Raw genomic sequence first — 13,802 nt, 5'->3', positions numbered from 1 at the left:
GTATAGGTCCACATGCCGCTGGGGTATGTGGGCATCGGGCTCCAGCAGATCTTCACCGTGGGAAACACGGTGGACATCTCGCTGTAGGCGCCCTTGACCACGTGGGTGTCCGAGATTGGAGACTCGGTCTGCGCCACTAGTATCCCGTCCTCCTTCAGTGCGTCGAAGACGTCCCTGTAAAAGGGGGCGCGGAAGAGTCCGGCGGCGAACTCGACCGGATCGGTGCTGTCGACTATGACGACGTCGAACTCATCGCGGCAGGAGGCCACGTATTTGAGGGCGTCCATCGGCCTCACATCAGCGCGAGGGTTGCTGAAAGCGACGCTTATGGTGGGCAGATGCGCCTTCGATGCCTTGATCACCTCTTCGTCGATGTCCACCAGGGTGGCTTTTTCAACGCACTCGTGGCGCAGCACCTCGCGAAGTGTGGCGCCGTCGCCCCCTCCGACGATCAGGACCCTCTTCGGCGAGGGGTGAGTGCACAGAGCCACGTGCGCCATCATCTCGGCGTAGAAAAACTCGTCCCTCTCCGTTATCTGTATTGCGCCGTCCAAAACCAGCATCCGACCGTACTCCTCGGTATTAACCAGTAGAATGTCCTGGTATGGAGTCGACTTGCTCAACAACACCTCGGACAAGCGCAGGGACAGCTTCATATTGGACGTCTGCTCCTCGGTGAACCAAATCTCGTTCGCCCTTCTCTGACGAATCTCCATTGGTCGCTCCTCCTTTCATGATGCATAACTCAACAGTCCGTCGGGAACGGTCTTGCCGCCCCCGACGGACACTTCGGGTAAAGTATATGAGAAACGAGGGTATTATTCAAGGACGAAGGCCTTCAACGGGGGAAAGCCGTTGAAGCCGACCGACGAGTATGTCTGCGTATAGGCTCCGGTGGTGAAGAAGTAGAGTCGATCCCCCTCCTCGAGTGATTCGGGGAGGGCGTACTTCTCGGTCTCGTAGAGTATGTCCATGCTGTCGCACGTCGGGCCCGCGAGGATAGTCTCCTGGGCCGGCCCGGTCCTCTCGGTGTATATGGGGTACTTGATCGCCTCGTCCAACGTCTCGATCAGGCCGCCGAACTTGCCCGCGTCCAGATAGACCCAGGTGTACTGGTTCGCCTCGGACTTCTTGGAGATGAGCACGACCTCCGACACAAGCACCCCGGCGTCGCCCGCCATGTACCTGCCAGGCTCCAGTATGATCTCCGGCAGATCGTCGTCGAAGTCCTCCTCCAGGAAGCGTGCTATCTCCGAGGCGTACACGGACGTCTCGTGGGTCGGGGAGATGTAGGTCGCGGGGAAGCCTCCTCCGAGGTTCAGCATCTTCAGTTTGATCCCCTCGTACTCCACGCTGTCAAATAGGTACCTGCATATCGAGATGGCGTTGTCCCACTGGCCGATGTCCCTCTGCTGAGAGCCCACGTGGAAGGAGACGCCGTAGGGCTCCAGCCCCAGTTCCGCCGCAAGCAGTATTAGCTTGTAGATCGTGTCGGGGTGAGCGCCGAACTTTCTGGACAGTGGCCAGTCCGCGCCGCTTCCGTCCGTCAGGATGCGGAAGAAGACCCTTGAGCCCGGGGCGTTCTTCGCTATCTTCCTGAGGTCGCTCTCCGAGTCCGTCGCGTACAGGCGCACTCCCTTGGAATAGGCGTACTCTATGTCCCTGGCCTTCTTGATGGTGTTGCCGTAGCTTATCCTATCCGGCGAGGCGCCGAGGGACATGATGTGGTCCAGCTCGTACACGGAGGCTATGTCGAAACAGCTCCCCTTATTGACGAGCATGCTCACCACCTGCTCAAGGGGATTGGCCTTCACCGCGTAATAAATCTTTGCGAAGGGGAGCGAGCCCTGCATCTCGTCGTATTTTTCCTCGACCCTCTTCAGGTCGACCACGAGAAACGGGGTCTCCAAACCCTCGGAAAAATCTCTGATCCTTTGAAATCTATCCCTGGACATGTAACGCTCCAAGTCGAACTGGTACTCATTTTCCACCTTGCCTGCTCCCTCCTCGAGTTGAACTGAAAAACCTATAAATTTTAATTCCTTCTGCTTGAAATATCAAGGGGTGTTTCGAAATCTTCACTTGAAAAAGGGTGAAAACCACCGAATTTCCCGACCGGGGCCATGGCTCCGATTCCGTACGAGCCGACCTTCTCCGGCGCGGAGGAATCGTGATACAATCATTCGCGTTCGGCGTTTTCGCTTCACACATCCGGAGGAGGAACGTGCAATGTACTACGGAAAAAGGCGATCCCCCGAGTGGGGCAGGCAGGCTGTATTACTGGCTCTGCTTGTCGTCATCGCCATTGTTGGATGGCATAGCTACCAGCTGGTGCGACCCGATGTCATCGTCGAGGAGAACGACCCTCCGCCCATTGAGGAGGCTCTGCCCGAACCCGAGCCGCATATGCGGACGGAGGATGAGCTTGTCGTCGTAGAGCTCCCGGATCCGACCTCCCCCTACGATCATGTCGTCGAGGAGCTCCTCCCGGAGCCCCCGCCCTCCAAACCCCCTCTTGCCACCGGCGCGGAGGAACCGTGGCTGCACGTGGTGAAAGGTCGGATGAGATTGTACTATTACAGGGGCGACAGGCTCGAGCGCGAGTACCCGATCGCGATAGGCGCAAACGGAGGACAAAAGCGGAGGGTGGGGGACAACAGAACCCCGGTGGGGAGCTTCTCTGTGCAGCAGATACAGGACTCGCGGAAGTGGACCTACGATTTCGGCGACGGAAACGGCCCGATCCGCGGCGCTTACGGCCCTTGGTTCATCAGGCTGAGGACGCCCGGCTGGAAGGGAATAGGGATACACGGTACCCACGATCCCGACTCCATCGGCACCATGGTCACCCAAGGGTGCGTGCGCCTTCTGAACGAGGACCTCCAGGAGCTGAAGGAGAAGGTCTTCGTCGGCATGGCGGTCCTGATAACGGAGAGGTGAGAAAATGGACCTTCACAGGATAGAGCTTATTCTTCCGAAGAGAGGGTACGACAGGTTTTATTCGTCATGGCTCCTCCACGACAAAGAGAAAGACATCTCCCTCTTGGTGGACCCGGGGCCTGCCTCAACCTGGCCGCAGCTTCGCGACGCCCTGAGGCGAATCGGAATGGTCTGGATCAATATGATCCTGCTCACACATGTACACATAGACCACGCAGGCGCGGCGGGCTTGGCGTCCAACGAGTTTGGAGCACGTGTAGCCGTGTCCCCCAGGGGGATCCCTCATCTGATCGACCCGTCCAGACTTTGGGAGGCGAGCCTCAAGACCCTTGGCGAGATTGCCGTTCTCTTCGGAGAGCCGGCGCCCGTTCCGCCCGACTGCATCATGCCCGAGGAGCTGCTTTCCGACGGCCTGTCCTTCGTGGACACGCCGGGGCACGCGTCGCACCACAGGTCGTACTACTACGACGACGGAGAAGAGGTCGTCCTGTTCGTCGGCGAGGCCGCCGGGGTCTACTTGGAGGGAGAGCTGCCGTATCCCTGCCTGCGCCCCGCCGCGCCTCCACCCTTCTTCATTGACGCCGCTCTTGAGTCCATCGAGAAGCTGACGAGGCGGGAGTGCTCCCGCATCTGCTTCCCCCATTTCGGGTCGGCCGAGGGGGGAGCGGAGCTACTCGCCTACGCGAAGGACCAGGTCCTGCTGTGGAAGGATATAGTGCTGGGACTCCTGCGAAGGGGCGTGGCTCCGGAGGATTACGAGGCCTTTGCGGCAGAGATCCTCGACAGGGATCCTTTCATGGCGGCCTTTCAAAACATGGACCCGGGCACCCTCGACAGGGAACGTGACTTTCTGCTCAACAGCGTCCGAGGCTTCACGGAGGCGCTCGTCAAGGAGCGTTGAACAAGAAGACCGGACCACCTTACTCCTCCTCGTTGTCTTCCTCCTCGTCATCGGGGGCCGTCTCTTTTTCATACTCGTACTCTATCCCCTCGAACGGCTCGGGCTCGACCCGGCTGGCTATGGTCATGCTCCCGTCCTCGAAGGCGATGGAGCTGAGGCGAAGGGGGAAGATGAACTTGCCGAGGTCGAGAAGCGGCTGAATCTGCGATACAGCCTTGTCCGTTATAAAGCTCGGCACGTCCACCCGGTTGACCCTGAGGGTGTAGTCGTCGAGCCACACCTGCTGCATGTCCACTATCTTGAACTTGCTGAAGATCTCTATCAGGATGTCGAGGGTAAACAGCACCCGCACGTGATAGTTCCCGCGTGCGTAGACTCCCTCCGGCGTAATGCGCATCTGCAGGTTGTGCCACTCGTCGTCGTCGCCGAACTGCTTCTGAAGCAAATTCTCGTTGAGATCCCTGTCGGTTATGCGCGCGGTCGCGTTCACGTTGAGCATCTCCACCACGTCCAGGGGCGTCTCGTCCCACTCCGACGGGGGAGTAAAGGTCACTCCTATCGCCCGCAGGATCAGGGATTCGATGCGGACCCCGCCTATGTCGCAACCTTCGACGTCCAGATAGATCTCCCTTACCAGGCCGTCGTCATTCGGCTCGTTCTCGATGATCATCCTCGCCCTCTCCGGCTTGAACTCCTCGGCGAAGAAGCGCATCAATCTCTCCCCTCGCGACTCTTCAACGGTTCCTGCGCATGCCGGGGTAGAAACCGGAAGGCAGGACGCCTGCACCACGATGACGATAGCAATCAACCGGCGGAGCATTGATCCGCGCCCTGTAAAACATGAAAAGAGTCTCATTGGCAAGGCCTCCTAAATTATTGTCTGTGCAACAGCCGGACGGTCAGCCGGTTTTCTCGATTCGGTCGATCTCCTCGGCCAGCTCCTCCCACTCCTTCATCAGCCCCTCGAGCATCCGCGAGGCCTCCTCTCGCTGGATCAGCAGGCTCGTCACCCTTGCCGAGTCCGCCAGGACCGAGGGATCGCACAGCAGCAAATCCCTCTCCGCCTGCTCCTCCTCGAGCCTCTCAATCCTGGCCTCCAGCGGAGCCATAACGTCAAGGACGGTCTTCTTCCTTCTGTACAGCTCGTTTCGCCTGCGCGCATCCTCTCTCCTCTGATCCTTCGCCCTGTCTCGGGGGGCGCGGGGTGCAGCGTCCGCGGCATCATCCTCGCTGTAGCGGGGGTCGGTGGCGATGCGCTCCTTGCGCTTCTCGACAAACCAGGAGTAGTTGCCGGGGTAGACTATCAACTCGCCGTTGTAAATCTCGATCACCTTTGTCGCCAGATTGTCCAGGAAGTACCTGTCGTGGGAGACGATCACCAGTGTCCCGTCGAACTCCAGAAGCGCCCGCTGAAAGAGGTCCTTCGTCCTCATGTCGAGGTGGTTGGTCGGCTCATCGAGCACCAGCAGGTTGGCCTCCTCCAGCATCAGCTTCAACAGGGCAAGCCTGGACTTCTCCCCTCCCGACAGCACTGAGACGGGCTTGTGGATCGAGTCGCCCCCGAAGAGGAAGCCCCCGAGCAGGTTTCTCTTGTCCCGCTCGTTCCAGGCCTCGTATCCCGAGGAGACAGTCTCCCAGACGGTCCTGTCATAGTCAAGGTTCTTCGACGACTCCTGCGAGTAGAAGGCGATCTTCACGTTGTGCCCGGCTCGGACTGTCCCCGAGGTCGGCGATTCGACTCGTCCCAGCAACCTCGACAGGGTGGACTTGCCCGCCCCGTTCACTCCCACCAGCGCGATCTTCTCCCCCCTCTGCACCGTGATGGTGGCGTCGCGCAGCACCATCTTCTCTCCGTAGCTCTTCGTAACGTTCTGGAGGACCATTACGTCCAGCCCGCTTCGCCTGGCGGGTGGGAAGTGGAAGCGGACCTTCTGGGTGTCCTCCTCTACCTCGACCAGCTGTATCTTCTCCAGGTGTTTGACTCGGCTCTGAACCGAGGCCGCCTTGGACGCCTTGTAGCGAAACCTCTCTATGAACTGTCCAAGCCTTGCCAACTCCTCCTTCTGGAGCTTTTGAGCCCTCCGCAGATCCTCGATCCTCCTCTCGCTCTCCTCTACGTAGGTGGAAAAATTGCCCTTGAACAGCGACAGTTTCCCCAGCGACAGCTCTGCTATCCCGGAACAGACGGAGTCGAGAAAGAGCCTGTCGTGCGACACCGCAATTATCGTGCCCGTGAAGGCCGACAGCCAGCCCTCAAGCCACTCCATGCTCTCCGTGTCCAGGTGGTTGGTCGGCTCGTCGAGCAGGAGTATGTCCGGCGAATCCAGCAGGAGCGAAGCCAGGAGAAGCCGCATCTTCCAGCCTCCCGACAGGGCTCCGCACCTGGAAAGATGGTCGTCTCCGGAGAACCCCAGCCCTTTCAGCACTTTTCTCGCCATCGCCTCGAAGACGAAACCGTCGCTCATCTCGAACCGCCTCGTCAGCGACTCGTGCCGCGCCAGCAGTTTTTCGCACTCTGGAGAACCGGGTGCAGCCTCCGCAAGGTCGCGAGCGACCCGGTCTAGACCACTCTCGATCTCCGCCAGCCCCGTCCTTACCCGAAGAAAGTCCATCACCGGGACGTCCGGTATCTCCACCAGGTCCTGGGGCAGGTAGCCGATCCTGTCGCCCTTTGTCACTGTTATCGTGCCGGAGCCAGGTGCCTGCTCCTTCGCGATCATTCGCAGAAGGGTCGTCTTCCCGGCACCGTTTGCGCCGACGAGGCCCGTCCTGGTTCCGTTGTACACGGCCCATGAAATGTCCTTAAGCACGACCCTCTCGCCGAACCTCAGCGAGACGTCGGAGATATTGATCAACCGCAGATATCCTCCTTTATTGCCGTTCGCATAGGACATTATATACGCAATACGAGCGCACCCGGCTATCATTATCTTCGTCGGCGTTGTAAAATGTTTGGCTGTGACGGACGATCGCGTGAAGACTATGCAGATAAGGAGATTGCGCATTATGGAAGATAGAACAGCTCGCACTCCCGATGATCGGGGATCGGCCATGAAAAGGGCCCTCTCCTACCGTTGGGCCGTCTGGGGGATAATGACCTTCGCCTTCATGATTGTATTCTTTCACAGGCTGGCGGCGGCGGTGGTGCGCGAGGACGTCACCGCGGCCTTCTCGCTGAGCGCCACCGACTTCGGCCAGATGTCCTCCATGTATTTCTACGCCTACATGGCGATGCAGATCCCGGTCGGCCTGCTCGCGGACTCTCTCGGTGCCAGGGTCACCGTCTCGGTGGGGATGCTCGCCGCCGGTGCCGGCTCGATCATCTTCGGCCTGGCCCCCTCGTACGGCTGGCTCCTGGCGGGCCGTTTCCTGGTGGGGCTGGGAGTGGCCACCGTCTTCGTCTCCATAATGAAGATCCAGTCCCAGTGGTTCAGGGACGGTGAGTTCGCCACCATCTCCGGCGCGACCTCCTTCATCGGCAACGCGGGGGGCATCCTCTCGCAGGGCCCCCTAGCCTTTCTTCTCACCCTGGTATCCTGGAGGGCCAGCTTCGTCTCCATCGGGGTCGGGACGCTCGGGATCGGATTTCTGTGCTATCTCATAATCAGAAACAGGCCGCAGGACATAGGGTCTCCGCCCATCAACGAGCGAGAGATACTTCGCCAGGACATGCCTCCCGAGCCCTTCTCGATAGCCGAGGGGATAAAGTCAGTGCTCTCCGTCAAGGGAGTCAGGCTGGCGGCCCTTTTCTACTTCTTCAACCAGGCGGGCTACTTCGCCCTGATCGGCACGTGGGGTATCCCGTGGCTGGTCAACGTCTACGGAATGACGGTATCCGAGGCCTCCTCCCTTACCGTCATGATGGTCGTCGGCACCATGACCGGCGGGCTCTTCAACGGCTGGATCTCCGACAAGATGGGGAAGAGAAGACTCCCCATGATCGTGATGTCCGTCTTCCAGGCCCTGTTCTGGGGCTGCCTGGTAATGCCCTGGGAGAGAGCGCCGGGCGCATGGACCCTTAGAATGCTCTTCCTGCTTCTGGGCTTCTCCAACGCATGCTTCGTGCTGTCCTGGTCGGTCGCCAAGGAACAGTCGTCCGAGAAGTACACCGGGCTGGCCATCTCCATCCTGAATACAGCGGGCTTTTTGGCGATAGCCATCACGACGTCGGCAATGGGAGTCGTCATAGACCACTACCTGCCCGCTTCGACGGAGATGGCCTACAGGATGGCATTCGTGATAGGCGCGGTCTTCGCCGTCATCTCTCTTGCCATAACCTTCTTTATACCAGAGCTCAAGAGGGACGCCCCCGGCGGGATGCACGACGGACGATCCGCCGCGGCGTAAGAGCTCTCGCGATGTCACGTCTTCGCGTCAGTGCTGAGACAGGGACAAACAAGGGGAAAAGTTTTAGAAAAAGCTTGACATAAGAGCAAACTTCAGATATCGTTGATTTGCGGTCCGGTTTCGTGGGACCGGATGCAGAATTCAAATGTTTTAGGAGGCTGTCTTTGGATGAGTCAGGGAACTGTGAAGTGGTTTAACGATAGCAAGGGGTATGGTTTCATTACGACGGACGAAGGCAAGGATGTATTCGTTCATTTCAGTGCGATAGCGGGCGAGGGTTTCAAGTCGCTTGCGGAGGGTCAGAAGGTCAGCTTCGACGTAGTTGACGGAGAGAAGGGGCCTCAGGCGGCCAACGTCCAGAAGGTGTTGTAATTATTCCTCGATTATAATATTAAGTGAAGGGGCCGGCTCTGACGAGTCGGCTCCCTGATTATTTAATGCCTGCGGCTCCTGGCACCGGTCTTTCCCTGTCTATCCTTGCGGTAGGGCTTGTCACGCCCCCTGGATGGCCTGGAGGAGTGCTGGTACAGCAGTTCAGCCTCCTTCTCCTTCCCCGGCTCGATCAGCCCGCATCGCACGAGCCCTCTCGAGTCCGCCTCGAAACGGGACAGGGCGAACGGAAGCAACTCAACCAGGACATGGTCCTCCTTCATCCTTATCGCTCCCACCTCGGAACGGTCCACATCCAACGAGGAGCAGACGGAGTGGAGTACCCTTCCCACGTCCCATCCGTCGGCAAGCCCCTTGCCCAGCCTGAGCATGGTGCCCCTGGGCCGCCTTCCCGCGATGCCGCGTCCCCCCTGGGGCCTCTGCCTGTCCGCCGGTGCGCGGCTCTTCCGTCTAAGCTCCCTTTCAAGCTCGGAGGAGAGGTCGTATCCGGCCGACCTGTTGGCTGTGAGGGCATAGAGAAGCCGGGCCACCAGGTTCTTCGGCGCAGCACGGGTGAGCAGGTCCTCGGCCCACTGGAGGTAGTCCTCCGTCTCGACCGCTTCCTTCAGGGTCAGAAGTCTTTCCTCGGCATCCTCTCTCTGAGCCCTTGCGATCGACAGAAGGTCCGGGACGTTTTTCCACTCGATGTCGACCTTGGCCGAGCCGAACATATACTTGAACTTCCCCGCCTCCTGCGGGGAGAGTACCAAAATATTCAGCCCCTCCCGCCCCGCCCTGCCGGTGCGCCCGCTGCGGTGGATGAATGTGTCCCTGTCGTCAGGCAGCCCGATCTGTATGACGTGTGAGACTCCCTCGACGTCAAGCCCCCTGGCAGCCACGTTGGTCGCCACCAGGAGCGAGATCGCCCCGTTTTTAAACGACGAGAGCACCGAGTTGCGCTCTCTCTGCGTCATCTCTCCGTGAAGGGCCCCCGCGTTGAAGCCTTCTTCCACGAGCCGCCCCGCGACTTTCATGGTCTCAAGGCGCGTGTGGCAGAATATAAGTCCTCTCCTGGGTCGCTCCCACAGGAGTACGTTCACCAGCCCCTCCATCTTGCGGCGGAATGGGACGAGGTAGGCCTTGTGGGCGATGTCGTCGTGCTGTTCCCCCTCCTCGATCAACGAGATGAAGACGGGCTGTTCCAGGTACTTCCTGGAAAGCTCCTTTACCTCCCTCGGCATTGTCGCCGAGAAGAGCCAGGTGCGGCTTCTGCTGGTCAGCGAGTCCAGTATGCCCTCCAGCTCCTCGCGGAAGCCCATGTCGAGCATATGGTCTCCCTCGTCGAGAACTATCGTCGTTATCCCTTCCGTTTTGAGAGTGGAGCGGTTGATATGGTCCAGCGTCCTTCCCGGCGTGCCCACGATTATCGCGGCACCGTCCCTCAGCGAGCGGATCTGGGCCGACATGTCGAGCCCTCCCACCAGGGTCGCGACCGAGACATTCAGATGCCTCGAGAGCCACGCCGCCTCCTTCGCCGTCTGCTGGGCGAGCTCGCGCGTAGGCGAGAGCACCAAGATGCGAGGCTGCTGCTCGGACACAGTCAACTCCTGCAGAAGCGGCAGCAGGAAGGCCAAAGTCTTCCCCGAGCCGGTCTTTGCCCTCACTATCAGATCCCTGTCGAAGCGATCCAGCGACAGGACTTTCTCCTGCACGTGAGTCGGCGTGGAGAACCCTTTGCGGGCGATGGCGACCTGGAGCTCCTCCCTCAGGTCATAGCGCATGAAACTGTTTTCACTCATAATTACTGTACTCCCCCTTGATATAAGGAGGTCAAATCATCGGCCCGGCTGTTCCAGGTCCGAGCCCAAAAAATGCGGACCCCTCTCCGGGGGCCCGCCTAAGATCTTCCCTCCATTGACAAAAGACCATTATCCATGAATATGTGAATAAGTCAATAGTCACAACGGCGTAAATTTGAAGGCAAAACTCCGTTTCGTCCTGTTTCTTTCCCCGGATGCCACGGTCGAGCGGCGGTTTTTCCCCGTGTGATTTGCCCCTGTCTGTACTATAATTGACTTCATAGGAAAATCTCGCGCAAGGCTCTTTGAAGAAATCGCCGGTCGCGGTAAAAATACCGAAGGAGGAAAAGAAGTCTTGATAAGAAAAATCATCGTCGCTTTTGCATGCGTTCTCGTGCTAGGCGGTGCCCACGGGTCGTTCGCCGCGGAAATGTCGCTTGAGGAGTTTCTTCCTTTGGTGCGTGAGAACAACCCCGGGCTGCAGGCATCCCAAAAGCGGGTGGAGGCAGCATATCACGCGGTGCGCGCTGCTGTCTCGGTGCAACGTCCATCCGTTGGCCTGCGAGGTTCGACATCCTACAACACGGACGACTCGCTCAGGCGGCAGGGTGCTTACTCCCTCTCGGCGGCGATCTCGCACCGTTTCGACGTCACCGGAGTCTACACGGCTCAGGAGAAGCAGCTCCTCCTGCAGTACAACTCGATGGACGCCGAGCATCTCGCCTTGGTCAACAATACCCTGGCATCGGCGGAGAGCCTATACTGGCGCTCTTTCATAGCCAGGAAGAACAGCGAGCTTCAGAGGGAGATCCTCGCTCAGAGGCGAGAGGATCTCAGGATCACGGAGGAGAAGTACAAACAGCAGCTCATACCCAGGCTGGACGTCATCAGGGCGCAGGCCAGGGTGGAGGATGCGGAGAGCGTGGTGGTGCAGGCGGAATCCGGCTACCAAGACTCTCTCACCCACCTCGGGACCCTTGCCGGGGGCCTCAAGGTCGCACCGAAGGACGAGGTCCTGCTGGTCCCCTCCCTGTCAGTGCGAGCTGGTGTCGACGCCGCCCTCAAGACCAGGAACGACGTCCGCGCCGCCGAAATCAACCTGGAGCGAGCCATGATCCTGAGGGAGATTGCCGAGAGGGGGATGTCCCCTTCGGTCGACGGGTCAGTCGGCTACACGATCCTGACGGATTCTCCCTCGCAGCAGCCGGACCAGGGCGAGTTCATCTTCTCCCTGAACGTCTCCATCCCTCTCTACGACGGTGGAAGGACCAGGGAGGACGTGGAGGAGAAGACCCTGGGGATCGAGGCCACCGAGAGGGCCCTGGAGGCGAAGAAGCTCTCCGTCCAGGCCGACGTGCTGACGGCGCGGACCCAGTGGGAGAAGGCCGCCTCCCTGGAGAGCAGCAGGCGTAAGCAGGTGGCTCGGTCGGACGAGGAGCTTAAGATCACACAGCTGATGTACATGGAGGGCATGGGCGCCCAGATAGACCTGCTCAACTCCCAGGTCGACAACCAGAGAGTGCGCACGGAACACCTCGACGCGATAAAGGAGATGTACCTCGCCTTGGCCGCCCTGCGGCAGGCCATGAGCGAGTACGAGCCGGCGCCCGCCGACTAGATTATATCGGCATACTACTACTTCAAGGGGGATCCAGATGCAGCAGGAGAGGCACCATTTTCAGGCGGAGACGAAACGTCTGCTCGACCTGATGATCAACTCGGTCTACTCGAACAGGGACATATTTCTCAGGGAGCTCGTCTCCAACGCCTCCGACGCCCTCGACAAGCGACGGCTTGAACTGGCCTCGACGCCGGAGCTCGCCGAGGGGCTTGCGGAGCCGCTCATACTTCTGTCGCCGGGCGAGTCAGGCGGAAAGAAGACCCTGGAGGTGTCGGACAACGGCATAGGCATGAACAGGGACGAGCTGAAGGACTACATAGGCACAATAGCCAGGTCGGGGGCGAGCGAGTTTCTTGAGTCCCTCGGCGAGGGGGGAGGGGAGGTACGGGCCGAGACCCTGATCGGCCAGTTCGGCGTCGGCTTTTACTCGGCTTTCATGGTTGCGGACCGAGTGGACGTGCTAACCAGAAGGCTCGGGGAAGCGGACGGGTGGCTCTTCTCGTCCACGGGTGACGGAACGTACACGATTGAAAAGGCCGATAGGGAGGTGCCCGGCACGACAGTCACCCTCTTCCTGAAGGCCCCCGACACCTCGAGAGGGGAAAAGGACTACTCGAGCGAGTGGACGATCAGGGAGATAGTCAAGAAGTACTCCGACTTCATCCTTTACCCGGTGATGCTGGAGTCCGGAGAGGGCGACGGGAAAAAGGAGGAGCGGCTCAACTTCGGAAAGCCGATCTGGCGGCGGCCGGAGAGGGACGTGACAGACGAGGAGTATTCGGAGTTCTACAAGCTCGTCGCCCATGACTGGGCCGACCCGGCAAGAAGAATAGTCTTCTCCGTCGAGGGGGGAACAGAGTTCCGCGGAGTGCTGTTCATACCCTCGAAGGCCCCGTTCGACCTGATGTTCCCCTCCGGGCGCGAGGGAGTCTCCCTCTACATCAAGAACGTCTTCATAATGAACGACTGCAAGGAGCTGGTCCCATCCTGGCTCAGGTTTCTGCGGGGCGTGGTCGACTCGGAGGACCTGCCTCTCAACATCTCGCGCGAGATGCTGCAGGAGGACCCCCTTCTTCGCGTGATAAGAAAGAGCATCACCAGGAGGGTGGTCAACTCCCTCAAGAAGATGCTCTCCGACGAGAGGGAGAAGTACGAGGAGCTGTGGGGCGAGTTCGGGCAGGTGATCAAGGAGGGATTGGTCTCCTTCGAGGCGGAGGACGGGGACAACAGGGACGCGATACTGGACCTCTGCCTGTTCCACACCACCTCCGGCGACGGGCTTACGACCCTGGGGGAGTACGTCGACTCCATGCCGGAGGGTCAGGAGCACATCTACCACCTGACAGGGACCAGGCTAAAGACTCTTCGCGGTTCGCCCCTGCTGGAGAGGTGCGCCGAGTCAGGCCATTCGGTGCTTCTGATGACCGACCCGGTGGACGAGGTCGCCGCTCCCGCCTTCACCGAGTACTCGGGGAGGGAGTTTCGCTCGCTGGAGCTCGCCGACTCGCTCCCCGGGAAGGATGGGGAGAGTGAACCGGCGGAGGCATCTGAACTTGTCGCCTTCCTCAAGGAGGCGCTGGGAGACAGGGTGGAGGACGTGCGCCCGTCGAACAGGCTGACTTCGTCCCCCGCGTGCCTGGTCACGTCGGACGGAGCGACCTTCTCCATGGAGAGACTGCTGAAGAGCATGGGGAGGCAGATCCCCGCCGCCAAGAGAGTGCTCGAGGTCAATTTGGATCATTCACTGATACGCCTCCTGGAGAGAAGGCTGGAGGAGGGAATGGACAAAGATTCCCTGGTCGATCACGCCCTGCTTCTTTACGAG

Annotated in this window: 11 protein-coding genes; 6 read left to right on the top strand and 5 right to left on the bottom strand. The window is 59.8% G+C overall.

Annotation, left to right across the window (positions count from 1 at the left end; translation table 11 throughout):
- Window positions 1-716: polyamine aminopropyltransferase (gene speE / locus GX181_02320; protein NLM70783.1), on the bottom strand; the 716-nt coding region annotated here is incomplete at its 3' end.
- A 102-nt stretch (window positions 717-818) separates the two neighbouring features.
- Window positions 819-1,955 (bottom strand): type III PLP-dependent enzyme, encoded by a 1,137-nt coding sequence (locus GX181_02315; GenBank protein ID NLM70782.1) that lies wholly within the window; start codon window positions 1,953-1,955, stop codon window positions 819-821.
- 451 nt (window positions 1,956-2,406) lie between these two features.
- Here GX181_02315 and GX181_02310 point away from each other — a divergent pair, with 451 nt between their 5' ends.
- Together GX181_02310 and GX181_02305 are read left to right on the top strand one after the other, a co-directional pair.
- Complete coding sequence (locus GX181_02310; GenBank protein NLM70781.1) at window positions 2,407-2,940, top strand: L,D-transpeptidase; 534 nt, start codon at window positions 2,407-2,409, stop codon at window positions 2,938-2,940.
- Window positions 2,941-2,944: 4 nt separating this feature from the next.
- Entirely contained in the window at window positions 2,945-3,841 is an 897-nt protein-coding gene (locus GX181_02305; protein NLM70780.1) for an MBL fold metallo-hydrolase, read from the top strand.
- Window positions 3,842-3,860: 19 nt separating this feature from the next.
- On the opposite strand, the gene GX181_02300 is transcribed toward GX181_02305, so the two are convergent.
- Entirely contained in the window at window positions 3,861-4,697 is an 837-nt protein-coding gene (locus GX181_02300) for a DUF2993 domain-containing protein (protein NLM70779.1), read from the bottom strand.
- Window positions 4,698-4,740: 43 nt separating this feature from the next.
- Window positions 4,741-6,696, bottom strand: a complete 1,956-nt coding sequence (locus tag GX181_02295) for an ABC-F family ATP-binding cassette domain-containing protein (GenBank protein ID NLM70778.1) — start codon at window positions 6,694-6,696, stop codon at window positions 4,741-4,743.
- 151 nt (window positions 6,697-6,847) lie between these two features.
- Between GX181_02295 and GX181_02290 the strand changes: the two genes are divergently transcribed.
- Together GX181_02290 and GX181_02285 are read left to right on the top strand one after the other, a co-directional pair.
- The gene (locus GX181_02290; protein NLM70777.1) at window positions 6,848-8,188 is read left to right on the top strand and encodes an MFS transporter; all 1,341 of its coding nucleotides are present in this window, start codon (window positions 6,848-6,850) and stop codon (window positions 8,186-8,188) included.
- Between the two features lie 168 nt (window positions 8,189-8,356).
- Window positions 8,357-8,560 carry a cold-shock protein gene (locus GX181_02285; protein NLM70776.1) on the top strand — a complete coding sequence of 68 codons (204 nt, stop codon included), beginning with the start codon at window positions 8,357-8,359 and terminating at the stop codon, window positions 8,558-8,560.
- Between the two features lie 62 nt (window positions 8,561-8,622).
- On the opposite strand, the gene GX181_02280 is transcribed toward GX181_02285, so the two are convergent.
- Entirely contained in the window at window positions 8,623-10,356 is a 1,734-nt protein-coding gene (locus GX181_02280) for a DEAD/DEAH box helicase (protein NLM70775.1), read from the bottom strand.
- Between the two features lie 355 nt (window positions 10,357-10,711).
- On the opposite strand from GX181_02280, the gene GX181_02275 reads away from it, so the two are divergent.
- Entirely contained in the window at window positions 10,712-11,974 is a 1,263-nt protein-coding gene (locus GX181_02275) for a TolC family protein (protein NLM70774.1), read from the top strand.
- A gap of 37 nt (window positions 11,975-12,011) precedes the next feature.
- Window positions 12,012-13,802: molecular chaperone HtpG (htpG, locus tag GX181_02270; GenBank protein ID NLM70773.1), on the top strand; the 1,791-nt coding region annotated here is incomplete at its 3' end.

Source organism: Synergistaceae bacterium, assembly GCA_012521675.1.
Classification (GTDB): domain Bacteria; phylum Synergistota; class Synergistia; order Synergistales; family Aminobacteriaceae; genus JAAYLU01.
This window is presented reverse-complemented; position numbering and strand designations above follow the sequence as displayed.